This is a genomic window from Geobacillus sp. C56-T3, from assembly GCF_000092445.1.
Classification (GTDB): domain Bacteria; phylum Bacillota; class Bacilli; order Bacillales; family Anoxybacillaceae; genus Geobacillus; species Geobacillus thermoleovorans.
In genome coordinates this window covers 657271-682951 of sequence record NC_014206.1, presented here as the reverse complement: position 1 = coordinate 682951, position 25681 = coordinate 657271, and the positions used below count along the sequence as shown (strand labels likewise).

Sequence of the window (25681 nt, the reverse complement as noted above, 5' to 3'; positions counted from 1 at the left end):
GAACGAAATGTTTCTTGTCATCGACCGCCTCTCGCACACGTATTTGACAAAAACGACCGCTGTCACTGCACTCGATGATGTGTCGCTGTCCGTCGAGAAAGGAGAATTTGTCTCCTTTCTCGGCCCAAGCGGCTGCGGCAAAACGACGCTTTTGTCCATCATCGCTGGGCTGATTGAACCAACGGAAGGGGCGGTGCTCATAGAAGGCGAACCGCTCTGGCCGGGCGGATCGGACGCCCAAACGGCGCGGCGTGCGGTCGGCTACATGCTTCAGCAAGACTACCTATTCCCATGGAAAACGATCGAAGAAAACATCCTTCTCGGCTTAAAAATGACTAGAACGCTAACTGCTCAAACCAAAGAACGGGCGCTCGCTCTGCTGGCGGAGATCGGCCTAGCCGGCGTCGAGTCGTATTACCCGAGCCAGCTGTCCGGCGGCATGCGCCAGCGTGCGGCGCTTGTGCGCACGTTGGCGACCGATCCGAAACTGTTGTTGCTCGATGAGCCGTTTTCCGCCCTCGATCAACAAACAAAGCTGAAACTGGAAGAACTCGTTTGGAAGACGTTAAAACAATACGAAAAAACAGCGGTGCTCGTCACCCATGACATCGAAGAAGCCATCGCCATGAGCGATCGCATTTTCTTGTTTTCGCCGCGCCCCGGCCGCCTTGTGCGGACGTTTGTCATCCCGGATGAACTGCGCGGCCGCCCGCCGCTTGCCGCCCGCCAGCATCCATCGTTTCCGGCGCTCTTTCAATCCATTTGGAAGGAGATGGAGGCCCTTGAATCAAGCTCCTGACCGCATCCAGTCGCTGCACCGTGAGTACCTCGCCGCGTTGCGCAAAGAACGGCGGGTGATCCGCCTTTGGCAGGCGGCGCTGCTTGTCGCCTTTTTCGCCGTCTGGGAAGCGGCGAGCCGCTTTCATTGGGTCGATCCGCTCTTGTTCAGCTCACCGTCGGCCATCATCAGGCTGTTTATCGAAAAACTCAGCGATCATTCGCTGTTTGTCCACACATGGGCGACATTGTTTGAAACGTTGCTCGGGTTTCTCATCGGCACCGTCGGCGGAGCGCTCATCGGCGCGGTCCTTTGGTGGTTTCCGCGCTTAGCGAAAACGCTCGATCCGTATTTGGTCGTCTTCAACGCCATGCCAAAAGTCGCCCTCGGGCCGATTTTGATCGTCGCTCTCGGACCAGGATTTACGTCCATTATCGCCATGGGCGTCGTCATTTCCATCATTATCACGACGATCGTCGTCTATTCGGCGTTCCAAGAGGTGGATCCGAACTATTTGAAAGTATTGCGGACGTTCGGCGCCACCCGCTGCCAATGCTTTAAAGAGGCGGTGCTGCCGGCGTCGTTCCCGGCGATCATTTCGACGTTGAAAGTGAACGTCGGCCTCGCTTGGGTCGGCGTCATCACCGGCGAGTTTCTCGTCTCGAAACAAGGGCTCGGCTATTTAATCATTTACGGCTTCCAAGTGTTCAACTTCACGCTTGTATTGATGAGCCTGCTCATTGTCGCTTTGTTGTCGACTGTTATGTACCAACTTGTTGCCATCGTCGAGAAAAAATGGGGCAGCCGCCGTTAAGAGACGTTCGTAAACGATCGACGGGCGTCTCTTTTCATTCCTGACGTCGGGCCGGCATCCGCCCATACCCCCTTGGCTTCTTCCTTCATGGAACCGGATGACCAACAAAAGCCGTCTAAAATCATCACCGCTCTCCGCTTCTTTCCCCTCGGCTGATCAGTCCGCGCTGTTTCAACTCGGCAAGCGAAAGCGAAAGGACATCGTCTTTCATGATATAGCTGAACCGATCATCCGTGCGGATGTCATCCGGCAGCGCCTCAAGCAGCACCGGGCCGTTCGTTTCCAAATACGACCCCAGCTCGACGAGCGCAGCGATGTCGGCAAAATAAATGTTTTTCACGATATCCGGCTCCACTTTATATTGGCCGATGTATTCGAGCCGGCCGACGATTCCCCCCGTTTCTTCCATCACTTCGCGGGCCGCGGCTTCCGCCGCTGTTTCCCCTTCTTCCACCTTGCCGCCGGGGAACTCAAGGCCGCGGCGCGGATGATCCGTCAACAGCCATCGCCCGCCATAGCGGCAAATGACCCATACATGCCCGGGGGAGGGGGAAAACGGATGATCGGCAAAGGCCAGCCGAACGCGATGTCCGTAATAATCGCGAAATTCATGCATCGGACTCTCCCCTTTCCTCTCCCCATTATACAGAAAAACGCCGCTCGACTCGCGGCGTTTACGGTTCTTTTTCGTCCGGGAGAATGCCCATCGAGCGGATGTGCTCTTTCGCTTCGTCGTTGCCGAGTTCATAAATCATTTTGTAAATGTCGACAATCGTCCGGTCGTACGCATCGTTTTCCCGATCATAGTGGTATTGGATGTACGGCACATGGGTGCGCCAAAACGCCTGCCAGTCGGTGGAGTAGTTTTGGTCAAAATACTCGCGCAGGCGTGCGATTTCCTCGTCGGTCGCCTCAATTTGAAAGTCCCACGGCGATGCCGTTTTCAACTGGGAAATTTCCCCGTGCGCCATTGAGACGTAATACGTCTTTTTTCGTTCGTCTGCCACCTTCGTCCACTCCTTCTTTTGCTCTTTTTGCTTAGTGTGGGGCAATCGGGGAAAAATATGCTTATTTTATTTCATCTTTCAACAGCTCGATCGCCTTGCGCAGCACGGACGGGATCGGAACGCCCGCCCGGCCGGCGTTTTCCACAATCGAGATAAACTCATTGGCGATATAGAAAAAAATGATCGCATCGCGGATTACATGCATGTTCCATCCAATGGCCAAATCGACGAGATGCGACGCCGCCACCAGAATGAAAATCAACAGTTTGCGGATGATGCCGCGAAAGCCGACTTGACTTGACAGCTTGCCTTCGACCGCGCTGGCGGCAATGCCGGTAAGGTAGTCGACAATGACCAAAGCAAGCAAAATCACGACAAATGAGTCCACGCTGCCGACAAACAGCGACAAAAACGAACCGAACAGCGACACGGCAACCATCGGGATCGGCTTGTTCACGCTCCCCCCCTCCTTGAACATAGGATACGCGTAACTATCGTATGCCCGGAGGGGAGAACGCGGCGCGGCGCATTCCCTAAAAAATCGCCCTTTTTCGACAAAGACAGGACAAAGCAAAAGGCCGTCCCCCGGCCTGAGGACAGCCTCCTCTTCTTATCGTCCTAAGAACGATTTCAACATCCAGACGTGTTTTTCCAAGCTGCGATGAATGCCAAGCAGCATATCCCCCGTCGTTTCATCGTTCACTTCATCCGCCAGCTTCATGCCTTCTTTCAATTCGCCGATCATCGTTTCAAAGTCGCCGACAATCGAAGCGACCATTTGCTCCGCCGTTTCCGTCCCGGCTGCTTCTTTGACGGACGCCTGCTTGAGGCAGTCTTTCATCGTCGCCACAGGCTTGCCACCCAAGGCCAACAGCCGCTCGGCCAGTGCGTCAATGTGGGTCGCGGCTTCGTTGTACAGCTCTTCGAATTTTTCATGCAGCGTGAAAAACTGCGGCCCGGTGACATACCAATGATAGTTGTGCAATTTCACGTACAACACAGTCCAGTTGGCGATTTGCTTGTTGACAAGATCGATCAGTCGAGTTGTCATCCTCTCACTCCTCCTCATGGTTCTTGTACCCAGCTGGCTTGTTGGTCAACTACCCCCACTTAGCTAACGCTTGAAGTGGGGGCTTGCAACTCCCCAGAAGTGCGAGCGGACTTCGTCCTCCTTCCTTGACTTGGGGTTGCATCAGGGGCAGGTTGACGACTACCCAACGACGCAGGTCATGCCTGCATCGTTACCGATTCTCTCGGTGTGTCTGTTGGCAGTACTTGGCTTCCACACACAACAGACAGACCTACGCTCGATGTTTTACGGTTGCAACGTTTCCTGCAACCAACTCCATACATCGAGCAGCCGTTATTGGAGTGCCTTTATTGAACGGTTTTCTCCACGTCTTTATTCTATCATACACAAAAGAAAGGGGGAACGCGCATTCCTCTCCCACTTACTCCCTTTGGTCGTTGAGTGGGAGTCTCCTGCGCGAAATAGAGATGAAACATGGAAAACGTGTCGATGGATAGCTTGCCCGATTTCACCGGAAATATGAACGCCAGCTCTGCCAGATATGGTATAATAAAAAGAAAAAAGGCGGGCGTCATGATGTACTGGACCTTGATCGTTTGCCTCATCATCGCCGCTGTCGTTCTTGCGCTGGCGGTCGTCACGACTTCCAAAGCGTATGCCTACAAGCATACGGTCGATCCGCTCCCGAATGAACGCGGCGGCGAACAACAAGCGGGCCCGAAGCAGCCTCAGTAGCGGCGCGGGGCCGGCTTGTTCATCAACCAAACACCTTTTTCAACTCTTCTTTCTCTTGCGAAAGCCAAAAGCGCATCAGCTGTTTGGCCGCCTCTAGATCATGCAGCTTCGCTTGGCCGCATTGCCGCTCGGTCGCGGCTGGCACTTCCGTCGCGGCGAGCGCGTCCTTCATGGCTTCTTCCAACAAATCAATGATCTCGTCCACGGTTGGCGAGCCGCTCACGACAAGATAAAACCCGGTTTGGCAGCCCATCGGCGAGATGTCGATAATATCGAAATGATCATATTTGGCCGCATGTCGGCGCAGCGTATACGCAAGCAGGTGCTCGAGCGTATGAATCGCGGCCGGATCCATCGCCTCTTTGTTCGGTTGGCAAAAACGGATGTCAAACTTATTGACGACGCCGTCGCTGCCGACTTTGTGAACGCCGCAATGCCGAACGTACGGCGCTTTGACCGCGCAATGGTCCAATTCAAAGCTTTCCACCGGTGAAGGCATGTCAATCACTCCTAGCTATTTTGATCCTCTTTCTTTATCATAACCAAAACGAGGGGCGTCCCGCATCTTTTTTGCCTCTCGCTTGGCGTCTATGCCCAAAAAGCAAGGTCTGGGCGAGCGCCCCCATTCCGAGCGAACGACAGTCGTTTTGCTTGAACAAAAGAACGGTTTGTTCTATTGTAATCATGATGATCACAGAAAGGAGAACTGTACATGGGCCAATGGCTGATTTGGTGCATCCGTTTTTATCAACGCTTCCTTTCTCCGCTCAAGCCGCCGACATGCCGCTTTTATCCGACCTGCTCGAACTATGGCATCGAAGCGATCCGGCGCTTTGGCGCCATAAAAGGGGGATGGCTGACGGTCAAGCGCATTTTGAAATGCCACCCGTTCCATCCGGGCGGGCTTGACCCTGTCCCTGAACTGATCCATCATCTGAAAAGAAAAAATAACTAAAAAACTATTGCCTTGGGCTTTATTTTTTTGTATGATGGATCGTGTTAAATCGTAATGATTACTATTTTCAAAATGGAGGGGCTATAGATGAACAAAATTCCTGTCACTGTATTAAGCGGTTACTTAGGATCAGGAAAAACGACTTTGCTTCATCATATTTTGCACAATCGGGAAGGAAAAAAAATCGCCGTCATTGTCAACGATATGAGTGAAATCAATATTGATGCCGAACTCGTTCGGCAAAACGGCTTTTTCCGCACCGAAGAAAAGCTCATCCAAATTCAAAATGGCTGTATTTGCTGCACCTTGCGGGAGGATTTAATCAAAGCGGTCGATCAGCTTGTCGAAAACGGGGAAATCGACTATATTGTCATTGAATCTTCCGGAATCAGCGAACCCATTCCCGTTGCGCAAACGTTTACGTATTTGGATGAGGAACTTGGAATCGATCTATCCCGAAAATGCCGATTGGACACCATGGTGACGGTTGTCGACGCCAACCGTTTTTGGACGGACTTTTCCTCGGGCGAAACCTTGCTTGACCGCCAACAGGCCGTCGATGAAACGGACAGCCGCGAAATTGCGGATTTGCTCATTGAACAAATCGAGTTCGCCAATGTCATTGTCGTGAATAAAATCGATCTTGTTTCGCCGGAGGAAGTTCAAAAACTGCAAAAAGTGCTCCAAAAGCTGAATCCAGAAGCCGTCATCATCCCGGCAACTTTCGGCCAAGTGCCGCTCGATTCCATTTTAAACACCCACTTATTTGATTTTGAAAAAGCGAGCCAATCAGCCGGCTGGATCAAAGAGCTGAATGAAGAGCACACACCCGAGACTGAACAATACGGCATCTCTTCCTTTGTTTATCGAAGAAAGCGGCCGTTTCATCCGGAACGTTTGATGAATTGGCTTGAAAACTGGCCCACAGAAGTGGTTCGCGCGAAAGGATTTATTTGGCTCGTGTCTTGGAACGACTGGTGCATTCTCCTATCGCAAGCAGGGACATCCATCTCCATGCAAGCAGCGGGACGATGGATGGCTTCCTATCCAGAAGAGGACATAAAACAGCTGTTGCAAGAAGAGGAAGCATGGCAGGAAAAGTGGGATGACACCTACGGCGATCGCTTGACCGAACTCGTGTTGATTGGCATCCATATGAACGCAGATCGCATCGAACGCTCACTGGACCAATGCTTGCTGACCGATGAGGAGATGAAGGAAGATTGGACGCTGTTGCCCAATCCGTTTCCTTCATTGATTCCTTCGGCCTAAACGGTGATCCACCATTTTCAAATCGTAATGATTACGATATAATAAATGCGGACATCTTGATTCCAGAAAGGAGTTCAACATGAGAGCAACGTCCATCATTTTGTCTTTCCTTTTGGCGACGAGCGCCTTGCTATACGGCTGTCAATCGAAGCCAGAAACAAAAGAGGGCCAAACATCGAACGATCAGCTAACGATTTATACAACCGTCTATCCGCTTGAAGACTTTACGAAAAAAATCGGCGGCGACGCTGTGAACGTCAAAAGCGTTTACCCGCCGGGAGTTGAAGCCCATACGTTCGAACCGACAACCAAAACCGTGCAGCAGATTGCCGATGCGGACGCCTTCATTTACATTGGCCACGGGATGGAACCGTTCGCCGAAAAACTGCAGGAAACATTACAAAATGAGCACGTCCGATTTCTCGTGGCTACAAACGGCATCGAATTGCTTGAATCGAACCATGAACAGGAGCATGCGCATGGCGAAGGGCACAAAGACGAACACGGAGAGGGACATGAGGAAGAACATGGCCATGAACACGGAGACAAAGATCCTCACGTATGGCTTGACCCCATCCGATCCATTGCGATCGCCAAGAACATCCGCGATTTGCTGATTGAACTGAAACCTGAAAAAAAAGACCTGTTTATGCAAAACTTTGAAACGTTAAAGATGAAGCTCGAGCGCCTTGACGGGCAATTCCGTTCAACAGTGGAGAAAGCTCCTAGAAAAGAGATACTCGTTTCCCATCAAGCCTACGGATATTGGGAAGACCGCTACGGAATCAAACAGCTGAGCGTTTCCGGGCTTTCTCCGAGCAACGAACCATCGCAAAAAGAGCTGACTCAGCTCATCCAGACAGCCAAACAGCATCACATCCGCTATGTCATTTTCGAACAAAATGTTCATCCCAAAACGGCGGAAGTGATTCAGAACGAAATCGGCGCCAAGCCGCTCCGTCTGCATAACTTGGAATCGCTGACCGATGAAGATCGAAAAGCCCACAAAGATTACTTTGCCCTTATGGCCGAGAATCTCCGCGTGCTGCAAAAAGCCCTTCATTGAAATACAACCGCCTGCCTCTTTCGATTGAGGCAGGCGGTTTCGTTTCCCTTCCAGACCATCCTTCCCTAAAATAAGGAATAATCAAAGAAAAAATGGAAAACCATAAGAAAAAAGAAAGGGATGTTGTGAAATGGATGACGTGATCATTGCCCGCAGCTTATTCGGGACGACGATGGCGTTTCATATCATTTTCGCCACACTTGGAGTCGGAATCCCGATCATGATTTTGCTGGCGGAACTTTTATACCAAAAGACAAAAGATTATGATTATGCCGTCATGGCGAAACGCTGGACGAAAGGGTTGGCCGTATTGCTTGGAGTGGCCATTCCGTCAGGCACCATCGCCGGGGTGCAGTTGTCGCTCCTATGGCCGGGCTTTATGGAAGTGATCGGAAAAGTGATGTCCCTCCCGTTTCAAATTGAAATTTACGCCTTTTTTATTGAAGCGTTGTTTATGTCCATTTATGTGTACGCCGCTGACCGCATCTCTCCGTTGATGCGGATTGTGAGCGTGTTTTTTGTCGCGCTTGGCGCCAGCGCTTCCGCCATTTTAATTACCAACGTGCACGCTTTTGAAGGCACGCCGGCGGGATTTCGGATCGAAAACGGCGAAATCGTGGATGTCGACCCATGGGCGGCCTTTTTCAATCCAAGCTTTTTCGTCACGGCCGGACATGTCGTCCTGTCCGCCTATATGACCGGAGCCTTTGTGTTGGCATCAATCGCCGCTTACCAGCTGTTGCGCGCCTCCCAAAACGAGCAAGTGCGGCGTTTTCACCAAAAAGCGCTCAAGCTCTCGTTGGCAGTCGGCGGCGTATTCTCGCTGTTGACCGCCATCAACGGGCATGAATCGGCCCAACTCCTTCATCAATACCAGCCGGAAAAACTAGCGGCGGCCGAAGGGCTGTTTGAAACCCAATCCCATGCCCCGTTAGCCATCGGCGGATTTACCGATGCAAAAACGCAATCCGTAAAGTGGGCCATTGAAATTCCGTGGGCGCTCAGCTTTTTGGCCGGCAACCGTTTCGACACCGTCGTCAAAGGGCTGAACGATTTTCCGAAAGAATGGTGGCCGCCGCTGTTTGTCCATACGCTATTTAACGCCATGGTGGGCATCGGCGTGCTTCTCCTGTTCCTGTCGGCGGCCGCGCTGGTCTGGCAGAACTGGCGGAAGCGGCCTGCCTTTCCGCGCTGGCTCCTATATAGTTTTGTCGCCGCCGGGCCGCTGGCCGTGATCGGCATTGAATGCGGCTGGATTTTTGCCTGCACCGGAAGGCAGCCATGGGTCATTTACCGGATGATGAAAACGGAAGAAGCCGTCACGCAAACAGGAAATTTAGCGGTCTTGTTTGCTTTGTTTGTGGCGATTTACATCCTATTGAGCATCGCCGTGGTGCTCGTGCTTCGCTATTATTTCCGCCGCCATCCGGTGGCGGACGAGCTGCGCAAACCGCCCAATGAAGGCACGCTGCCCGTCTAGAAAGGAGAACGATTCATGACCAATGAGCTGATTGCCATTACCGTGCTATGGGGGTTTATTTTCATTTATGCCGTCATGGCGACGATGGACTTTGGCGCCGGTTTTTGGTCGATGGTCTATATCCATCGCGAAAAAGCGAATGCCACCAAGATTGCGAACCGCTATTTATCGCCCACCTGGGAGGTGACCAATGTCTTTATCGTCGCGATTGTGGTCGCCTTGTTCAGTTTTTTTCCCGGCGCCGCCTTCCTGCTTGGGACGGTGCTTCTTGTCCCCGGCAGCATCATTTTGATCTTGCTCGCGATCCGCAGCGCCTTTCTCGTGTTTGCCCACGTCGCCAAAGAATATGAAAAAGCGCTCACCTATATTTCCGGCATCACCGGGATCATCATCCCGGCCTTGCTCATTAGCGTGCTGCCCATTACGCATGGAGAATTCATCGACATCCGCAAGGGCGTCCCGACTCTCGATTTGGAGCGCTTCTTTACAAGCCCCCATGCCCATTCCTTCATGGGCTTTGCGATTTCGAGCACGCTGTTTCTGTCTTCTCTCTTATTGGCGGATTACTCTCTTGAAGCAGGAGACCGGGAAGCCTACCGCCTGTATCGGCGCGACGCTTGGATCACGGGGCCCCTCTCGTTGTTGATGGCGGGGGGCATGATGCTGACGATGCGCTACGAAGCCAAATGGCTGTATGACAGGATGATGGAGTATTGGCCGTGGCTGATCGGTTCGGTGGCGATGTTCGCCGCCGCGGGCATCGCCCTCTCCCTGCCGTCTTCTCGGCACCCTCATGTCAGAGGGAGGCCTCGGCTCGCGGTCATCGCGATTGTCATTCAATATTTTCTGGCTAGTTACGCCTATGGAAAAGCCCATCTGCCCTATATGGTGTATCCGGATGTCACGATCGAGTCGGCCTTTACCCATCCGGATACATTCCGGGCGCTGTTTGCCTCCTACATCGTGGGCTTTCTCATTTTGTTTCCCGGCTTCGTCTATTTCTGGCGTTTGTTTATGCACGATAAGCGCTATGTACGGCCAAAATAACAAGGAAAAAGGGTGTCCCCAACACGCGTGGGACACCTTCCTTTATGACGGTGCTATCCTTCTGCCCTGCAGAAAGAAAAGCACCCTTTTCCTCACCCATCACTCTCACTATTGCAGCGAGCGGACATAGGCCGCAATGGCCGCAATTTCTCCCGGCGTCAATGTTTGCACTTCTTTCGTCCGATGGCGCCGGATTGCTTCCTCGATCGTTTTCGCGCTGCCGTCATGCAAATACGGGGCTGTCGCCCATACGCCGCGCAGCGTCGGCGTATCCCACTGCTTGGGCGTCCGCGGGTTTGTGAACCGGGCGCGGGCGTCGCCTTTGGAGGCGCGGTCCTTCGGATTGGCCGTGCCGATGTCGTGCAAGTAGGCGGTATTGGCAGTCGTCAATTTCCCGTCCGGCCCGACCGCCTTGACGCTGTCGGTGAAATACTCGCCCCCATGGCAGCTTAAGCAATTCCCTTTCCCGTTAAACAGGCGCTCCCCTTCCTTCGCTTCCGCCGTCAAGCTGCCGTCCGCCTTTCGATACGGGCTTTTCGGCACGGGGAACGAACGCGGGTCGTTCAAGTAGGCGAGAATGGCGTCAAACATATGCTGGACGTTCGGCGGCAGCGGCTTGGACGGGTCGATCGCCGTCATGCCGCCCATCTCGCCTTGCACGGTATGAATGTAGTCAGTAAAATCGTCGCGCGACCCATCCCACATAAACAGCCCGGTTTTCGTCGCCAAAATATTGCTCGGCACGTTGCGCGGCCCTTTCGCCGTCATGAGCGTCAAGCCGTTGATGTCGCCGTCGCTATGGCACGAAGCGCAGCTCATCCAATTGTTCCCTGTGATGTTGATGGCAAACTCGTCGCTGTTGGCGCTGTAAAAGATCGTTTTTCCTTCACGCACGAGCGGGGAGAGCGAATCTTTCGCAATGAGGCGGATCGTGCCGCTCTCCTGCTTCGCTTTCGCATATGGGCTTTTTCCTCCGGTTTTGATCACGGCCAAATCATGGCTCATGGCGTTGTGGACGTAAAGCGTCTTCCCATCCGGCGAAATCGCGATCCCGCGCGGATTGTTGCCGTGGATGCGGCGCAAAATTTGCGTCGCCTTGCCGCCGCGGCGCAAGTCAAAGACGACGAGGTCCTCGCTGCCGGACATGACCGCGTACGCTTTGCCGCCGTCCGGGGAAAACGCCACATCGTACGGATTGGAGACGATGATCGTCTCGTTATGAACATCCGTGACATTGATCGCGGCAAACAGCTCTTTCCGCTCGTTCGGCAACTCAGCGTCTTTCGTTGCATCAATGACCGAGATGGCCGGAAAGACCGTTTCCTCAAATTGGATCGGCGTATCGATGTTGGTCAATAAGTGCGGAATATACGCTTTTTTGCCGTCCGGGGCGATGACGATTTGCTCAAGCGTGTTCGGAATGCCTTGGCTTTTTTTTCGATCGGCTTTGTCCGGCGACGGGGCGAGGGCGATTTCCTTGACCGCCCGCCGTTTCTTTGTGTCAATCACGGTGACTTTGGCCGCCAAATATTGCGTCACGTACAGCTTCCTTCCGTCCGCTGTCAGCGCCAGCGCCCGCGGCCGATCGCCCGCTTGGATGTCTTTGGTCCGCTTCCCGCTCTCGGCGTCAAACACCGAGACCGTGCCCGAGCGGTAGTTGGCGACATATACTTCCGCCCCATCCGGACTGGTGACGATACCGAACGGCTCGATCCCCGTTTTCCAACGGTCGACGACTTTCCGCTTGTCAAGCGACACGACGTCCACTTCATCATCGTACATGCAGGAAACATACAGCGTCCGTCCATCCGGGCTGAGCGCCAGCTGGCGCGGTTCGCGGCCGACGGGGATTTCCGCTTCCTTCGTTTTGGTTTTCGCGTTGATGATTGTCACTGTATCCACATCGATGTTGGCGGTGTAGACATAGCGCCCGTCGCTGCTTACGGCGATGTTGTCGCCGTGCGCCGGGGCGTGTCTGACCACTTTTGGCTGCTCATGCCCTGCCTTTTCGTCCTGACAGCCGGCCAACAGCGCGGCGATCGCCGCGGCGAACCACCATTTTCGCATTTCAATATTCCCCCGTTTTTTCACGAAAATGATAACCATCCTCAATTTTACAAAGAAAAGCGGCGAATCTCAATCGTATTCGCCGCTTTCTTTCTGTTATTTGTTGCCGGACCCAACGTTGACCTTGACCGTCCGCAACACCGGCGCCACGCCGTATGGGCCGCCGGCCGCCTGCACTTGCGGCACACGGTCGCGGTCGGTGTTGCCCAATTTTTTCCCTTTGATGTAGACATCTCCCGTATCCCAAAACTCGCTTGCCTGCATCCCTTCCTGAAGCGTCGGGCCATCGACGATCCGGTCGTAAAAGTCGACGTAGCGGGAGATGATCGTTTCGCGGTCAAGGGGTTTCGCCGTCTCATCCGCTTGGTCGTTGTTCAAGTTTTGCAGCGCCACGCGGAACACCCCCGACAACGCGCCGGCGAGCCACGGGGTGTACTTGTCCTCTTTTTCTCCCGTATGGTACACGTGCCATTTTTGATCCCAAAAATGGCGGTCCATCGCCTCATAAACAAGGCGCGCCGCATCGCGGTACGCTTCGTCTTTCGTCGCCAAAAACGCCGCCGTCAGCCCGCGGATCGCGCCAAGCTGGGCAAGAAGCGTCGGCTCGTCTTGATCCGGCCCTTGGCCGATCGTATAGCCGTTGGCGACAAGCCCGTCTTTTCGCATCAAGTTGTGCATGATAAAATCCGCTTGCCGGCGGATGAGCTCGAGCGCCCGCTTTCCTTCCGGCGTGCCGAGCCCTTTGGCGCTCTCTCCGCTCGCATAGCCGACCGGCATCCCGTCAATCGCCCGTTCGAAGATGCGGAGCGCTTCCATTGTATAGCCGGCTTGGAACGTATCGACCCGATTTCCTTGCGTTCGCCCGTCATGTTCTGTCACAAACGCGCCCGCTTTTTCATTGAAATGCATGGCATCGATGTTGCGGAACACTTGCAGCAGCACGTCGCGGTTGACGGAATACGGGTCGTCGGCCACGCGGTCGTTGGCTGGATCGGCATCCACATTTTCTTTTGCCGCTTTCGGGAACGGTTTTCCGTCAAACACGGCCAAAAACGCGGGGTTTTGGTTTTTGTTTTCCGGCCGCTGGTCGGTCATGCCGAAAAACTCCGCCGCCGGCCATAGCATGAGCCATTGGTCCTCAAGCAAGCTGCGGGGATCTTTGACGACCAACTTCGCCGCATCCGGCGCCAGCTCGCTTCCCCCTTCAGCCACTTCCACCGCGTGCGGCAAATAGACGAATCCCCCGCTTGGGTTGTAGCGGCTGCCGGCTGCCTTCGTCAACGCCTGTTGCTTCGCATCATAAAATAAATGGTCACGGATAAAAGCCAGCTTGTTCCATATTTGTTCCGTCAAAATCATCCCTTGCATCCCGTCGGCGGAGCTGACGCCAAGAGCGACTTTCCCGCTTTGATCGTCGTTTGGCGTTTTCGCCTCCACCTCTTCATCGCTGTCTTTTTGATGAAAATTCCCCAAAAAGTCGCCGGCCCAAAGCGCTTGCTTCAAAAAGACGCCGCCGTAAGCCGATGGCGTGAGCACTTTGTCCATTTTTCGGCGATCCCAACGAAGCGATTGGAAATCGACTTGATAGACGGGAACGTATGTACCGTCGTCATTTTCCGCGTACACGTCCGTGTCAACCTTTTGCGCATAATGCGGATCGCCGCCGGCGTACTCGATGAAGGTCGGGAACATGTTGCGGAAAATTTCCTCGCGCGGATAGCCGACGCTGTCCGCAAGCTCATAAAAACGGTCGGCGAGTGCTTCATCGGCTGGCTTATGCCGCTGTTCGGCCCGTTGCTTGGCGATCGGGCCGTTGATGAGATGAAGCCCGAGCCCTGACTTTTCCGTCACTTCGTACATCGCCTCTTCGGAATACTCGTATGACTCGATGCCGGCCGTATAGTCAAATTTCGTCGGCTCATCCGGCTTTCTCGCGTCAAGGGTGTCCAAATCAAGCCCGAGCCCTTCCGCCAACGGCTCTCCGGACAGCTCAAATTCGGAATAGGCAAACATATTGCCGGCCGTATCAAAATGATCGTCCGCCACCGGCACGTGCAGGTGCGGCGCTTCCGATGAACGGCCGTTCTCTTTCTCCCCGACGGCGGAACAGCCGGACGCCAAAAGCAGCGAGGCCGCCGCCGACGTGGCCATGACTTTCCAAGGCATGCGTTTCATGGCTTGCTCCTCCATTTTATTTAAAAATAACGATTTTCATTTTCAACCTATTTCATTATACGCCGGCGATCCCCTTCATTCAAGCCGGAATCCGTTCCATCACATTCCGCCCGAGAAAGACGCTTTTCATGCCTCTTCTCCTTCCCTTAAGCCGGAATCCACTCAATGCGGCGTCCGCCCGTCCATAAAAAGCAGCATTCCAGTTCGTTCGGACAACGTCCGATCGCTTCCCGGCATAAGGACGACGCCGTTTCTTTGCATCGCCGAATGGCTTCCTCTTCCTCACACCACAGCAGCACACGAACCCGGTCGCGGTAAACGATGTACAACTCCCGATCCGCTTCTTCGCCCAATCCGCCGTCCGCCAGCAGCAGCGGCTTGCATGCCGCCTCTTCCATCGAACCGAAAAACTGCAGCAAATGATCCGTCACCTTGGCCAACACAAGTCCGTAATGCAACGGCGTCGGAAACATCGACAAAGGAAGGAGCGAACGGTGCTGATCAATCAACCGGAGCAAGCAAAGCGGCGACCGCAGCGAAGGGGCGGTGTCGCAATACGCTTGAATGACGCGGCGAAGAAACCGGCGCAACGCATACGGCCAGACATCCAACGTCTCGTGATGGATAGGCACCATGGCTCGCCTCCTGTTTGTTCATGCATGTTTTCCCAGCTGCTCCAACACGGCGTTTATCGAGCTCCATGACCGTTTCGCAAAATAAATAGGCTTGTCTTTGCTTTTCGCCTTCTCTTTCACTTTCTTCGCCAAATTATGGTTCACGTAATCGATCATGACCAATATGGCGTCGACATGCTCCGGAATGTCGCGTTTCACCATATTCACTTTTCGTCCATTGAGATGAATGATTTCCCGGAATCCGGAACGCTCCAATTTATCGGTAATATGGCCTAAATGATCGGCTCCGACAACAAGCAGTGATGCCATCACGAAAGCCTCCTTTGCTCGCTTCTTTCTTTTTTATTTTAATTGAGAATGATTTTCTATGTCAATTATAACAAGAAATATTTTCATCATTTTTTTTGGGCGATGAGCCCCCGCTTCAACGATGGTAAAGAAGGAAACGCCATTTCTGCACGAAATCCTTCTTTATATATTTGGGGCGGCGTGGGAGAACAACCATGATGGAAGCTGTCGATTGCCCCTGCTTCCGTTGATCCCAAGCGGGAGTCTTCTCGGTTAGAGATGGATAAAATGCCTGCAAATGCGTCAAACTATAGACGCGGGCGATTTCATCACGACAAGGGGGATGACCATGGCGAAAGATGTTCTTTGCGAAGTGCACAACTGCCGTTATTGGGCAGAAGGGAATCGCTGCAGCGCTGAAGCCATTTACGTGGTCAGCCATGCAGGAAAAATGGCGTCTGATTCAACGGAAACAGACTGCAAAACGTTTGTTCCGGCCCATGAAGCATAATGCGAGACCAACAAGGCGCTGCCCGGCCGACCGGGCGGCGCTTGCATCGTTCGAGGGGGATGACGATGGACAAACGCGCCAGCCTCATTCAAGCGCTGCAAACGGAAATGAAGCGGGCCGCTTTAGGAACATACCCAGCTTGCATCGACTCCTTCGCCCGTTTGTGGGATTATGAGTTCGGTTCGTTTGATCAGCTCCCACCTGAGATTGAACGGCTCATCGCCCATCGGGCCGCTGAACTCGGGTGGATGGATGACGTTTGAGAGCCGTCCATTTCGGAACAAACGCCAGGTGGAGCAAAAAACGACGTTGGATGGCCATCCCTATGTTTCCATCTGCGCGATGAAAATCGGCCGTGCAAGGGATGACGTTTGACTGCCGTCCTCCAACAGGGGACAAAGCGGATGGATGAAGCTGGATCGCAACGGTCTAAAAGCAAGGGCTTCGATTCGGCGAACGCCATGCCTCCCGGTCGGAACGCCGCGGGAATGGCAGCGGCAAAAAGGCAGGAACCTCGACCTAGGCGAGGTCCTGCCTTTTCTGCTTCCGAACATATGTTGCTACTTCTATCAAAATGTTTGTTCCGTTTTTGGAATGAGCCTTTTCAGTTCGCGGCGCAGCAGTTTTTGCGCGGCGTTGCGCGGCAGTTCGTCGACGAAGTAAATGCGGGCCGGCACTTTATATTTCGCCAGCCGCTCGCGGCAAAACGCGCGAAGGGCCGCTTCGTCTGGCGACGCTCCGCGTTTCAGGCGGACGAACGCATACGGCACTTGCCCCCACGTTTCATCCTCGACGCCCGTCACCCCGGCTTCTTCCACATCGGGATGCGACAGCAGCACCGCCTCCACCTCAGCGGGATAGACGTTTTCGCCGCCGGAAATGATCAAGTCAGAACGGCGGTCAAGGACGTACAAAAATCCGTCTTCATCAACATAGCCGATATCGCCGGTAAAAAACCAGCCGCCGCGGATCGCTTGCGCCGTCGCTTCCGGGCGATGCAAGTATCCTTTTGTCACATTCGGCCCTTTGACGACAATTTCTCCCGCTTCATGCGGCGCAACCGGCTTTTCGTCTTTTAGGATGCAAAGCTCCGCCGGAAAAAGCGGCTTGCCGGCCGAACCGAGCTTCGTCAAACTGTATTCCGGCGCGAGTGTTGCGATTTGCGACGCCGTTTCCGTCATCCCGTATGTCTGGTACACCGGGATGCCCTTTTCTTTGCACGCCTCAAGCAGCGGGCGCGGCGCCGGCCCGCCCCCTAGCAGCATGCAGCGGAACGTATCGGGGTAGCGCGCTTCCCCGAGCTCGGCCACCATCCGCTGAAGCATGGCAGCCACGACCGACATGATTGTCACGTCGCCGCGCATGATCCATTCGTTCGCTTCCTTTGGATCGAATGACGTTTGCAGCCGCATCGGCATGCCGTAAATGACGCTGCGCATGGCGATCGACAGGCCGCTGATATGAAACAGCGGCACGGCGGCCAGCCAGCAGTCGCGCTCATGCAAGCCTAAATTGAGCGCCGAACCGACGGCGCTCCACCAATGGTTGCCGTACGTTTGCAAGACGCCTTTCGGAGTGCCGGTCGTCCCGGACGTATACATGATCGTGGCGACCGCCTCCAAATCGCACGTTTCTTTTAAGGAGACGTCCACTTCCGGAAGCGCGGCAACCGCCCCCACAGTCAGAACGCGTCCGTCGCCGTCAAGGCGTCCGGCCAGCTCCTCATCGGCGATGACAAGCCGCGCGCCGCTGTCGTCAAGCTGCCAGCCGAGCTCATAGGGCGTCAGGCGCACGTTTTGCAGCAGGACGCGGGCGCCGAGAAAAAACAACGCATGGATGATCTCGATCATCTCGATGCGATTTTTCATCAGCAAGGCGACAACATCTCCTTCCTTGACGCCTGCTTGAGCGAGGCGCCGCGCCCAGACGGCAGCCGCTTCATACAATTCGGCAAACGTTTTTGTCCGCCGCCCGTCGCTCACGGCGATTCGCTCCGGGGTTAAAAACGCCCGCTGCTTCAGCCAGTTTGGCATCGTTGTCATCTAGCGTTCCTCCTTTCTTGCCCCCTCCTCCGCCGACGGCCAGCGCAAGGATTCCTCCTTTGGAAAAGCGACAAAAAGCAGCTTGACGCGCCATCAAGCTGCTTCTTCGTTCCTCATCACGGAAAGCGTGGGAATTGGCTGAAGTCCGGCTTCCGTTTTTCTTTGAACGCCCGCATGCCTTCCTTCGCCTCTTCGGTCGTGTAGAAGAGAAGCGTCGCGTCGCCGGCGAGCTGCTGGATGCCGGCCAAGCCATCGGAGTCGGCGTTGAACGCCGCTTTTAAGAAGCGAATGGCCGTCGGGCTTTTTTCCAAAATTTCTTGCGCCCATTTGACCGTTTCTTCTTCAAGCTGCTCAAGCGGCACGACTTTGTTGACCAGCCCCATTTCGAGCGCTTCTTGCGCCGTGTACTGACGGCATAAATACCAAATTTCCCGCGCCTTTTTATGGCCGACGATGCGGGCCAAATAGCCGGCGCCATAGCCGCCGTCAAAGCTTCCCACTTTCGGCCCGGTTTGGCCGAAGATGGCGTTGTCCGCGGCGATCGTCAAATCGCATACGACATGAAGCACATGCCCGCCGCCGATGGCGTAGCCGGCCACCATCGCAATAACCGGCTTCGGAATGACGCGGATGAGCCGCTGCAAATCAAGCACATTGAGGCGCGGAATTTCATCCTCGCCGACATAGCCGCCATGGCCGCGCACTTTTTGGTCCCCGCCCGAGCAAAACGCCTTGCCGCCGGCGCCGGTCAAAATGATGACGCCGATATTCGAATCATCGCGCGCTTTCGTAAACGCATCGATCATCTCGTTCACCGTTTTCGGCCGAAACGCGTTATGTACTTCCGGACGGTTGATCGTAATTTTGGCGATGCCGTTGTACGTTTCGTAAATAATGTCCTCATAGTCGTACTGCTTCACCCATTCAAACGGCATTTACACTTCCCCCTTTGTCATGAATTCACTTACTATTTTAGCAAAAATGCCGGGCTGTTCCACGTGAATTGCATGTCCAGCTTCTTTTACACAGATAAGTTCGCTGTTGGGCAGCCGCTCGTGCATTTGGGCAGCGATGCGGCAAAACTTCTCATCGTGCTCCCCGCAAACAAGGAGCACAGGCATGGCAAGTTCGCCAAGCCGCTCCCAAAACGACGGCTGCACGCCGGTCCCCATCCCGCGCAAACTGTTGGCAAGCCCCGTTGCCGTATGGCGGAGCCGCTCGCGGCGAATCGCCGCCCGCACCGAATCCGGAAGCGCCTGCTGAGTGGCAAACAGCGGGATTTTTTCCCAATCATCGACAAAAGCACGGACGCCTTCTGTTTCGATCTTTCGCGCCAACGCCTCATCCGCTTCCCGCCGCGCGCGCCGCTCCTCCTCCATCTTCAAGCCGGGCGAACTGCTTTCCAGCACTAAGCGGCGAACGCGGTGCGGATGCCAAACGGCGAACGCCAACGCGAGCCGGCCGCCCATCGAGTAGCCGAGCACGTTCACTTGTTCGACGCCCCATTCGTCAAGGAGCGCCGCCAAGTCAGCCACCGCGTGTTCGATCCGATACCGTCGGGCGTCCTTTGGCGCCTCGGTCCGCCCATGGCCCAACAAGTCGACGGCCATCACACGAAAGTCCGGCCAAAACGGGGCGAGCGGCCGCCACGTGTCCGCGCTGCCCGTAAACCCGTGAAGCAACAGAAGCGGCTCTCCTTCTCCGTATTGTTCCACATGGTAACAAACCCCATTCACCATCATGGTCATGCCAATCCTCTTCATTCGAGACATTTCGCGATTTCCCGGGCAACCTCGTTCCACAACAATCGATGCATTCGGACATTTTCCGCGCGCGACGTGCGCACTTCAATGACATGAAGCCCGCCTGACGACAGCGATTCCGATACATGGCGGCGGAACTCCGCCCAATTGTGCGGCACCGTATGGCGGCCGCCGTACATCTCGACGGCGTGGGCAAACGACAAATCCGTCGGCGTGCCAAACAGCGTTTCAAACGCCCCTTTATGGCGCGCCTGCGGCAAAAACGAGAAAATGCCGCCGCCGTTGTTGTTCAACAACACAATGGTAGCTGACAACGAATGCATCTTCGCCGCCAACAAGCCATTTAAATCGTGGTAAAACGACAAGTCGCCGATCACCAGCACAAGCGGGTTCGCGGCAACGCTTGCGCCCAAGGCGCTCGAGACGACTCCGTCAATGCCGTTGGCGCCGCGGTTGGCCAAAACGCGAAGCGGCTTGTCCGTCGCAAAGAGAAACGTATCCGCATCGCGAATCGGCATGCTGTTGCCGACAAACAGCGCCGCCCCGGCTGGAAGCAAATCGGCAAGCTCCGTGAACACTTTCCCTTCAAACCATTCTTCTTTCGGCAGATGGCGCTCAAGCGCCGCGCGGGCGATCGCGTTCATCTCGCGCCATATCGCCGACCACGCGCTTTTGTTTTCTTTCGGTTTCGCCCATTCAAGAAGCTGGCGGCAAAGAATCAGTTCATCACTCTGAACGAAGCTGTCCGCGGACAACGTCGGATCACGCCAGCCGCCGTCGTCGACAACAATTTGACGAATCGCGCGATGGCGCTTGAGCCATAAAAAGAGCGGCTTCGACACCGGCATGGCGCCGAACCGAAGCACCACATCCGGAACAAGCTTGGAAGCGGCGGTTTCCTCCCGCAATATGGCGTCATAGCTGTCCAGCACGTACGTTTTGTCATGCGTACCGGCGCGCAACTGGGAAAGCGGATCGGCCAAAATCGGAAAATCAAGCGCCCGCGCCAACTCGGTGACCGCCTCGGCAAACCCAGGGCGATCGAGCGGCCCGCAGACGATCAACCCGCGTTCCGCCGCCGATAGCTGCTCATACAGCGCCGATACGCTCTCTTGCGGCAGCGCTGGGCGGCCGTTCCACACTTGCGGCGCTCTCGAAACGGACCGCACCCGCTCCCAAACCGCCTCATCGATATGCGGGACAAGCGGCTCGCGAAACGGGGCGTTCACATGCACAGGCCCGCACGGTGCACCGGCGGCCGTTTGGACGGCTCTTGCCGCCATCGTCCGCGCGTATCGCAGCATATCATCCGCCTCTTCCGGCAGCGCCAAGTCCACAAACCACTTGGCGTAGCGTCCGTATAAGTGCAGCTGATCAATCGCCTGCGGCGCCCCGACATCGCGCAGTTCATGCGGCCGGTCGGCCGTCAGCACCACGAGCGGCACGCGCGAATAGTATGCCTCGACAACCGCGGGCCCATAGTTGGCCGCCGCCGTTCCGGACGTGCATACGAGCGCGACCGGACGCTGCTTCGCTTTCGCCAAGCCGAGGGCGAAAAACGCGGCCGACCGCTCATCGATATTCATATATAGTCGAAGGCCAGGGTGGGCCGCCATCGCCATCGCAAGCGGCGTCGAGCGCGAACCGGGGCTGATCACCGCCTCCGTCACCCCGGCCTGCGCCAATCCGTCCACCAATGCCGCTACATAAACAGACAAGGCATCAGCCATCGTTCATCACTCCCAACGCCGATAACATCGGAGCCATTTTCACATTTGTCTCTTCATATTCGCTGTTTGGGTCGGAATCGGCGACAATGCCGCAGCCGGCAAACAGCACGGCTTCCTTCCCGACGAGCAAGGCGGAGCGAATGGCGACCGCCCATTCCCCATTGCCTTCGCCATCCACCCAGCCGATCGGCGCTGCATACCATCCGCGGTCAAGCGGCTCAAGGGCGCGGATCACCTCCAGCGCCCGATCGCGCGGCGTTCCGCCGAGCGCGGGTGTCGGATGCATCATTTCCACTAAGCGGAGCACCGAGCGCTCGCGGCAGCCACGGCCGACAACCGGAGTGCATAAATGCTGGATGTGCGGCAGCTTGAGCAGCTGCGGCGCGGGCGGCATCTCGACCGTCTCGCAGACGGAAGAAAACAAGCGGCCGATCATTTGCACAACAAACTGATGTTCTTCGTTGTTTTTTCGATCTGCCCGCAGCCAAGCGCCAAGCCGCTCGTCTTCCTCCATAGCGGCCCCGCGGCGCACCGATCCGGCGAGGCAAACCGACCGGCACATTTTCCCTTCTTTTTGGACAAGCTGCTCAGGGGAAGCCCCGATAAAACAGCGGCCGTCCTGTTCAAACGCAAAAATGTAAGCAAACGGCTGCTGCTCGCGAAGCCGCTGGAGTACGGCCGCGGCATCCACCGTTTTGGCAAACGCCAGGCGCCGAGCGCGGGCGAGCACCACCTTGTCCAACGCCCCCGCCCGAATCGAGGCGATCGCTTCGCGAACAGCCGCCAACCATCGTTCTTTCTCTTCTTCTTCGTCTGACACAAGGCGCGGAAGCCGCTTTGGAGCGGCCATGGGGTCGCTGATCCGCTCAAGCAAGCGCCCGACCCGCTCCCAGTCCCGTCCTCTTTTGTCCGTTGGGACGGTGACGGTCAACGTCGTTTTGCCGTTTCTTACGGCAAGAAGCGCGGCCGGCGCCACGAGCTTCCCGGCCGGAAAGCCGCGCCACATGTCGGTGCCCGGCCGATAGGGGTCAAACGAAAATCCGCCAAACAATAACGGCGGCGCATCGGCCGCGCCGTATGGCTCCATTTCCTTCTCCCATCGGCGCCGGCCCGCTTCCACGTCATCAAACCGGCTGTCGGCCTTCTCCGTTTCGATCGCATAAACGGAGCCGAGGCCGACCAATATCGTGCCTCCGGTTCGATCCGCCCAAAAAAACCGTTCGCGGAAGCCGCATGACGGCCCTTGCATAAAAAAAGAAACCGGATCAACGCCCTCCCACGGTTCCGTCCAGCTGACAAACGGCCGCCCTGCATTCACCGCCAATCTATGCAATTGTTGCTGCAGGTGATGTCGAAATCCAATCGCCACGTTCCTCACGCTTTCTGTCGTAAAATTCCCCCTCCATCCCCACTTCCCATTATAATATAATAGGAAATCATTTATCTATCGGGAAGGGTTGACATGCTTTCAACGTTTGCCTACACTTATTTTGGACATAAACGAATGACATTTTCACAGAATCTAAGGGGAATGAATATGCAATCATTCACACATATGGACCATCGCCCGCCGGCGCGCCGCGACTGGCGCGTCTTTTGGCGGCTGACGCGCCCGCATACGCTGACCGCGGCATTTGTGCCCGTATGCGTCGGCACGGTGCTGGCGCTTGGCGAAACATCGATCGATTGGCTGCTGTTTGCCGCGATGATGATCGCCTCTTTGTTGATTCAGGCGGCGACGAACATGTTCAACGAATACTACGATTATCAACGCGGCCTCGATTCACCGGAGTCGGTCGGCATCGGCGGCGCCATCGTCCGAGACGGCCTCAAGCCGAAAACGGTGCTGGCGTTGGCGTTTGGCTGTCTTGGGTTGGCTATGCTCATCGGCATCTACATTTGCGCCGAAAGCAGTTGGTGGCTCGCCGTTGTCGGAACGATTTGCATGGCGGCCGGTTATTTTTACACCGGAGGGCCGGTTCCGATCGCCTATACGCCGTTTGGCGAACTGGCGGCTGGGTTTTTTATGGGCTTTGTCATCATTTTGATTTCATTTTTCATCCAAACGGGCCATATCAGCGGCGGCGCCGTGCTCACCGCCATTCCGATCGCGATTTTGGTCGGCGCCATTTTGCTGGCGAACAATATTCGCGACTTGGACGGCGACCGTGAAAAAGGGCGAAAGACGCTCGCCATTTTGATTGGCCGCGATTGGGCCATCCGCCTGCTCGCTGCCATGTTCGCCGTTGCCTTTCTTTGGACGGCCGCGCTTGCGGCGTTTCAGATCGTGCCGTTTTGGGCGCTGCTCGCTTTATTGAGCATTCCAAAAGCAATCGCCGCGACGCGCGGATTTATCGGCAAAATCAAGCCGATCGAGATGATGCCGGCCATGAAGGCGACGGCGCAAACGAATACACAGTTCGGCTTTTTGCTCGCCGCTGGCTTGCTCATTGCCCATTGGCTGTAACACGGTTAACATGACCGTGTTTTTTTTTGATTTTCGCCCATACTACACCATATAGACGCTACTGCGAAGGAAGGGATTGCGACTGATGCTGACGAACGAACAGCTTGCCGCCCTCCGCTCAAGACTGCTCGACATGAAACGGGAGACGGAAGACCGGCTGAAGCAAAACGACCATTTCGGCATGATCCGCAGCCACGCCCACGATGCGGTCGGTGAGCTGGCGAGCTACGACAACCATCCGGCCGATGAGGCGACAGAGCTGTATGAGCGGGAAAAAGATCTCGCCCTAAAGGAGCATGCCGAGCGCGAACTTCGCGAGATTGAACGGGCGCTTGGCGCCATCGCCGACGGCACATACGGAACGTGCCGCGTATGCGGCCGGCCGATCCCATACGAACGGCTCGAGGCGCTGCCGACAACACTCTACTGCCGCGAGCACAGCCCGGATCAAACGGTGTCGCAAAAGCGCCCGCTTGAAGAGGGCGTGCTCATGCCGCCGTTTGGCAAATTCGATTTCGATGACCGCACGGAATCGGTCGCTTACGACGCAGAAGATGCATGGCAGGAAGTAGCCCGCTACGGCACATCCGACACCCCTTCCGACCTTGGCAAAAACGTCGATTCCTACAGCGAAGTGTATGCCGAGTCGGAAGAGAACGTCGGCTATGTCGAAGACTTGGAAAATTTCGCGGCCGTCGATTTGCATGGCAGACACGTACGTGTGTACCCGACGCGGGAGCATGAGCTGCTGGAAAACATATTGGATGACGAAGGCATCATGTCGAACATCGGCGATTTGCCGGCGTATGAAAAAGACCCGTATACATCGACAGACAGCTACCGCCGGTACGATGAAAGACCGTCCCAGCAGCATTTTGGGGAAACGACTCCATGAAAAAGGCCATCGGCAAGATGGTCTTTTTCGTGAAACGGATCGACACCGTTTTCCGTAGTACAGAGCAGAACGTCATATGATCCGAATGGAGGCGAAATGATGAACGCACATGAGATCGATTACCGGCTGTACGGCGATGACATGCAGTTTGTCGAAATCGAGCTCGACCCATACGAAAGCGTGGTCGCGGAAGCGGGCGGGATGATGATGATGGATGACGGCATCGTCATGGAAACCGTATTTGGCGACGGCTCCTCGTCCGGAAAAGGGCTGCTTGGCCGCCTTGTCGGCGCGGGGAAGCGGCTGCTCACCGGCGAAAGCTTGTTCATGACCGTGTTTACCAACCAAGGAAGCGGCAAGCGCCGCGTCGCCTTCGCCGCTCCGTATCCGGGAAAAATCATCCCGGTCGATTTGAGCGAACTTGGCGGGAAGCTCATCTGCCAAAAAGACTCCTTTTTGTGTGCGGCAAAAGGCGTCTCCGTCGGCATTGAGTTTCAGCGCAAGCTCGGCGCTGGCTTTTTCGGCGGCGAAGGGTTTATTATGCAAAAGTTGGAAGGTGACGGGCTTGCCTTTTTGCACGCCGGCGGAACGATCCACCGCCGCGACTTGCAGCCCGGGGAAACGCTTCGCATTGACACCGGCTGCCTTGTCGCCATGACGAAAGACGTCAACTACGATATTGAATATGTCGGCAGCATCAAAACCGCCTTCTTCGGCGGCGAAGGATTGTTTTTGGCCACCGTCACCGGTCCGGGAGCAGTGTGGGTGCAGTCGCTTCCGTTCAGCCGGCTCGCTGACCGCGTCCTCGCTGCCGCCCCGAGCGCCGGCGAACGGTCGGTCGGCGAAGGCAGCATCCTCGGCGGCATCGGCGACTGGCTCGACGGCGACGACTAAGCGAGAAAGGGCGCTCCGGCCAAACGGAAC

27 protein-coding genes are annotated in these 25681 nt (G+C 55.6%); 13 read left to right on the top strand and 14 right to left on the bottom strand.

Going from position 1 to position 25681, the window contains the following annotated elements; genetic code table 11:
* The first annotated feature begins 7 nt into the window (after positions 1-7).
* A complete protein-coding gene (locus GC56T3_RS03565; protein ID WP_013144413.1) occupies positions 8-799 on the top strand; it encodes an ABC transporter ATP-binding protein in 792 nt (263 codons plus the stop codon).
* Complete coding sequence (locus GC56T3_RS03560) at positions 783-1592, top strand: ABC transporter permease (protein ID WP_013144412.1); 810 nt, start codon at positions 783-785, stop codon at positions 1590-1592. The genes GC56T3_RS03565 and GC56T3_RS03560 overlap by 17 nt, the downstream gene beginning before the upstream one ends.
* 124 nt (positions 1593-1716) lie before the next feature.
* Here GC56T3_RS03560 and ytkD read toward each other — a convergent pair whose 3' ends face one another.
* The 4 genes from ytkD to GC56T3_RS03540 all read right to left on the bottom strand — a co-directional run bounded on the left by ytkD (position 1717) and on the right by GC56T3_RS03540 (position 3650).
* Complete coding sequence (gene ytkD / locus GC56T3_RS03555; protein WP_013144410.1) at positions 1717-2208, bottom strand: RNA deprotection pyrophosphohydrolase; 492 nt, start codon at positions 2206-2208, stop codon at positions 1717-1719.
* Positions 2209-2266: 58 nt separating this feature from the next.
* Positions 2267-2599: a hypothetical protein gene (locus tag GC56T3_RS03550; protein ID WP_013144409.1), complete on the bottom strand. Its 333-nt coding sequence runs from the start codon at positions 2597-2599 to the stop codon at positions 2267-2269.
* Positions 2600-2660: 61 nt separating this feature from the next.
* Positions 2661-3056 carry a holin family protein gene (locus GC56T3_RS03545; protein WP_011232332.1) on the bottom strand — a complete coding sequence of 132 codons (396 nt, stop codon included), beginning with the start codon at positions 3054-3056 and terminating at the stop codon, positions 2661-2663.
* A gap of 153 nt (positions 3057-3209) precedes the next feature.
* Entirely contained in the window at positions 3210-3650 is a 441-nt protein-coding gene (locus tag GC56T3_RS03540) for a Dps family protein (RefSeq protein ID WP_013144408.1), read from the bottom strand.
* Positions 3651-4202: 552 nt separating this feature from the next.
* Here GC56T3_RS03540 and ytzI point away from each other — a divergent pair.
* Positions 4203-4364 (top strand): YtzI protein, encoded by a 162-nt coding sequence (gene ytzI, locus GC56T3_RS18325; protein WP_080706505.1) that lies wholly within the window; start codon positions 4203-4205, stop codon positions 4362-4364.
* A gap of 22 nt (positions 4365-4386) precedes the next feature.
* Here ytzI and GC56T3_RS03535 read toward each other — a convergent pair whose 3' ends face one another.
* Entirely contained in the window at positions 4387-4863 is a 477-nt protein-coding gene (locus GC56T3_RS03535; RefSeq protein ID WP_011232335.1) for an S-ribosylhomocysteine lyase, read from the bottom strand.
* 213 nt (positions 4864-5076) lie between these two features.
* Between GC56T3_RS03535 and yidD the strand changes: the two genes are divergently transcribed.
* The 5 genes from yidD to GC56T3_RS03510 all read left to right on the top strand — a co-directional run bounded on the left by yidD (position 5077) and on the right by GC56T3_RS03510 (position 10184).
* Positions 5077-5319: a membrane protein insertion efficiency factor YidD gene (gene yidD, locus GC56T3_RS03530; RefSeq protein ID WP_013144406.1), complete on the top strand. Its 243-nt coding sequence runs from the start codon at positions 5077-5079 to the stop codon at positions 5317-5319.
* Between the two features lie 87 nt (positions 5320-5406).
* Positions 5407-6591, top strand: a complete 1185-nt coding sequence (locus GC56T3_RS03525) for a GTP-binding protein (RefSeq protein ID WP_013144405.1) — start codon at positions 5407-5409, stop codon at positions 6589-6591.
* A gap of 79 nt (positions 6592-6670) precedes the next feature.
* On the top strand, positions 6671-7657 hold the full coding sequence (locus GC56T3_RS03520) for a metal ABC transporter substrate-binding protein (protein ID WP_013144404.1): 987 nt from the start codon (positions 6671-6673) through the stop codon (positions 7655-7657).
* 130 nt (positions 7658-7787) lie between these two features.
* Positions 7788-9137 (top strand): cytochrome ubiquinol oxidase subunit I, encoded by a 1350-nt coding sequence (locus GC56T3_RS03515; protein WP_013144403.1) that lies wholly within the window; start codon positions 7788-7790, stop codon positions 9135-9137.
* A 15-nt stretch (positions 9138-9152) separates the two neighbouring features.
* A complete protein-coding gene (locus tag GC56T3_RS03510; protein WP_013144402.1) occupies positions 9153-10184 on the top strand; it encodes a cytochrome d ubiquinol oxidase subunit II in 1032 nt (343 codons plus the stop codon).
* A gap of 108 nt (positions 10185-10292) precedes the next feature.
* Here the strand turns inward: GC56T3_RS03510 and GC56T3_RS03505 are convergent, their stop codons facing one another.
* The 4 genes from GC56T3_RS03505 to GC56T3_RS03490 form a co-directional block, all read right to left on the bottom strand.
* Complete coding sequence (locus GC56T3_RS03505) at positions 10293-12251, bottom strand: beta-propeller fold lactonase family protein (protein WP_013144401.1); 1959 nt, start codon at positions 12249-12251, stop codon at positions 10293-10295.
* Positions 12252-12347: 96 nt separating this feature from the next.
* Complete coding sequence (locus GC56T3_RS03500) at positions 12348-14426, bottom strand: hypothetical protein (protein WP_013144400.1); 2079 nt, start codon at positions 14424-14426, stop codon at positions 12348-12350.
* Between the two features lie 146 nt (positions 14427-14572).
* The gene (locus GC56T3_RS03495) at positions 14573-15061 is read right to left on the bottom strand and encodes a hypothetical protein (protein ID WP_013144399.1); all 489 of its coding nucleotides are present in this window, start codon (positions 15059-15061) and stop codon (positions 14573-14575) included.
* Between the two features lie 18 nt (positions 15062-15079).
* Positions 15080-15370: a DUF2325 domain-containing protein gene (locus GC56T3_RS03490; RefSeq protein WP_013144398.1), complete on the bottom strand. Its 291-nt coding sequence runs from the start codon at positions 15368-15370 to the stop codon at positions 15080-15082.
* A 328-nt stretch (positions 15371-15698) separates the two neighbouring features.
* Between GC56T3_RS03490 and GC56T3_RS18320 the strand changes: the two genes are divergently transcribed.
* Entirely contained in the window at positions 15699-15860 is a 162-nt protein-coding gene (locus GC56T3_RS18320; protein ID WP_013144397.1) for a DUF1540 domain-containing protein, read from the top strand.
* 65 nt (positions 15861-15925) lie between these two features.
* Positions 15926-16123, top strand: a complete 198-nt coding sequence (locus tag GC56T3_RS03485) for a hypothetical protein (protein ID WP_011232343.1) — start codon at positions 15926-15928, stop codon at positions 16121-16123.
* 306 nt (positions 16124-16429) lie between these two features.
* Here the strand turns inward: GC56T3_RS03485 and GC56T3_RS03480 are convergent, their stop codons facing one another.
* The 5 genes from GC56T3_RS03480 to GC56T3_RS03460 form a co-directional block, all read right to left on the bottom strand.
* Complete coding sequence (locus GC56T3_RS03480; protein ID WP_013144396.1) at positions 16430-17902, bottom strand: o-succinylbenzoate--CoA ligase; 1473 nt, start codon at positions 17900-17902, stop codon at positions 16430-16432.
* A 116-nt stretch (positions 17903-18018) separates the two neighbouring features.
* Positions 18019-18837, bottom strand: a complete 819-nt coding sequence (gene menB, locus GC56T3_RS03475) for a 1,4-dihydroxy-2-naphthoyl-CoA synthase (protein ID WP_011232345.1) — start codon at positions 18835-18837, stop codon at positions 18019-18021.
* A complete protein-coding gene (gene menH, locus GC56T3_RS03470) occupies positions 18838-19650 on the bottom strand; it encodes a 2-succinyl-6-hydroxy-2,4-cyclohexadiene-1-carboxylate synthase (RefSeq protein WP_013144395.1) in 813 nt (270 codons plus the stop codon).
* An 11-nt stretch (positions 19651-19661) separates the two neighbouring features.
* Positions 19662-21395 (bottom strand): 2-succinyl-5-enolpyruvyl-6-hydroxy-3-cyclohexene-1-carboxylic-acid synthase, encoded by a 1734-nt coding sequence (gene menD, locus GC56T3_RS03465; RefSeq protein ID WP_013144394.1) that lies wholly within the window; start codon positions 21393-21395, stop codon positions 19662-19664.
* Complete coding sequence (locus tag GC56T3_RS03460) at positions 21388-22764, bottom strand: isochorismate synthase MenF (protein ID WP_013144393.1); 1377 nt, start codon at positions 22762-22764, stop codon at positions 21388-21390. Before GC56T3_RS03460 ends, menD begins: the two co-directional genes overlap by 8 nt.
* A 168-nt stretch (positions 22765-22932) precedes the next feature.
* Here GC56T3_RS03460 and GC56T3_RS03455 point away from each other — a divergent pair, with 168 nt between their 5' ends.
* The 3 genes from GC56T3_RS03455 to GC56T3_RS03445 all read left to right on the top strand — a co-directional run bounded on the left by GC56T3_RS03455 (position 22933) and on the right by GC56T3_RS03445 (position 25651).
* Positions 22933-23862: a 1,4-dihydroxy-2-naphthoate polyprenyltransferase gene (locus tag GC56T3_RS03455; RefSeq protein WP_015731614.1), complete on the top strand. Its 930-nt coding sequence runs from the start codon at positions 22933-22935 to the stop codon at positions 23860-23862.
* Between the two features lie 85 nt (positions 23863-23947).
* A complete protein-coding gene (locus tag GC56T3_RS03450) occupies positions 23948-24757 on the top strand; it encodes a yteA family sporulation protein (protein WP_013144391.1) in 810 nt (269 codons plus the stop codon).
* Between the two features lie 99 nt (positions 24758-24856).
* Positions 24857-25651 (top strand): TIGR00266 family protein, encoded by a 795-nt coding sequence (locus tag GC56T3_RS03445; RefSeq protein ID WP_013144390.1) that lies wholly within the window; start codon positions 24857-24859, stop codon positions 25649-25651.
* Positions 25652-25681: the final 30 nt, after the last annotated feature.

Coding starts and splice junctions, on each gene's coding strand:
- GC56T3_RS03565 (WP_013144413.1), top strand. CDS start 8: ATGTTTCTTGTCATCGACCGCCTCTCGCACACGTATTTGACAAAAACG.
- ytkD (WP_013144410.1), bottom strand. CDS start 2,208: ATGCATGAATTTCGCGATTATTACGGACATCGCGTTCGGCTGGCCTTT.
- GC56T3_RS03540 (WP_013144408.1), bottom strand. CDS start 3,650: ATGACAACTCGACTGATCGATCTTGTCAACAAGCAAATCGCCAACTGG.
- ytzI (WP_080706505.1), top strand. CDS start 4,203: ATGATGTACTGGACCTTGATCGTTTGCCTCATCATCGCCGCTGTCGTT.
- GC56T3_RS03535 (WP_011232335.1), bottom strand. CDS start 4,863: ATGCCTTCACCGGTGGAAAGCTTTGAATTGGACCATTGCGCGGTCAAA.
- yidD (WP_013144406.1), top strand. CDS start 5,077: ATGGGCCAATGGCTGATTTGGTGCATCCGTTTTTATCAACGCTTCCTT.
- GC56T3_RS03525 (WP_013144405.1), top strand. CDS start 5,407: ATGAACAAAATTCCTGTCACTGTATTAAGCGGTTACTTAGGATCAGGA.
- GC56T3_RS03520 (WP_013144404.1), top strand. CDS start 6,671: ATGAGAGCAACGTCCATCATTTTGTCTTTCCTTTTGGCGACGAGCGCC.
- GC56T3_RS03515 (WP_013144403.1), top strand. CDS start 7,788: ATGGATGACGTGATCATTGCCCGCAGCTTATTCGGGACGACGATGGCG.
- GC56T3_RS03510 (WP_013144402.1), top strand. CDS start 9,153: ATGACCAATGAGCTGATTGCCATTACCGTGCTATGGGGGTTTATTTTC.
- GC56T3_RS03505 (WP_013144401.1), bottom strand. CDS start 12,251: ATGCGAAAATGGTGGTTCGCCGCGGCGATCGCCGCGCTGTTGGCCGGC.
- GC56T3_RS03500 (WP_013144400.1), bottom strand. CDS start 14,426: ATGAAACGCATGCCTTGGAAAGTCATGGCCACGTCGGCGGCGGCCTCG.
- GC56T3_RS03495 (WP_013144399.1), bottom strand. CDS start 15,061: ATGGTGCCTATCCATCACGAGACGTTGGATGTCTGGCCGTATGCGTTG.
- GC56T3_RS03490 (WP_013144398.1), bottom strand. CDS start 15,370: ATGGCATCACTGCTTGTTGTCGGAGCCGATCATTTAGGCCATATTACC.
- GC56T3_RS18320 (WP_013144397.1), top strand. CDS start 15,699: ATGGCGAAAGATGTTCTTTGCGAAGTGCACAACTGCCGTTATTGGGCA.
- GC56T3_RS03485 (WP_011232343.1), top strand. CDS start 15,926: ATGGACAAACGCGCCAGCCTCATTCAAGCGCTGCAAACGGAAATGAAG.
- GC56T3_RS03480 (WP_013144396.1), bottom strand. CDS start 17,902: ATGACAACGATGCCAAACTGGCTGAAGCAGCGGGCGTTTTTAACCCCG.
- menB (WP_011232345.1), bottom strand. CDS start 18,837: ATGCCGTTTGAATGGGTGAAGCAGTACGACTATGAGGACATTATTTAC.
- menH (WP_013144395.1), bottom strand. CDS start 19,650: ATGACCATGATGGTGAATGGGGTTTGTTACCATGTGGAACAATACGGA.
- menD (WP_013144394.1), bottom strand. CDS start 21,395: ATGGCTGATGCCTTGTCTGTTTATGTAGCGGCATTGGTGGACGGATTG.
- GC56T3_RS03455 (WP_015731614.1), top strand. CDS start 22,933: ATGCAATCATTCACACATATGGACCATCGCCCGCCGGCGCGCCGCGAC.
- GC56T3_RS03450 (WP_013144391.1), top strand. CDS start 23,948: ATGCTGACGAACGAACAGCTTGCCGCCCTCCGCTCAAGACTGCTCGAC.
- GC56T3_RS03445 (WP_013144390.1), top strand. CDS start 24,857: ATGAACGCACATGAGATCGATTACCGGCTGTACGGCGATGACATGCAG.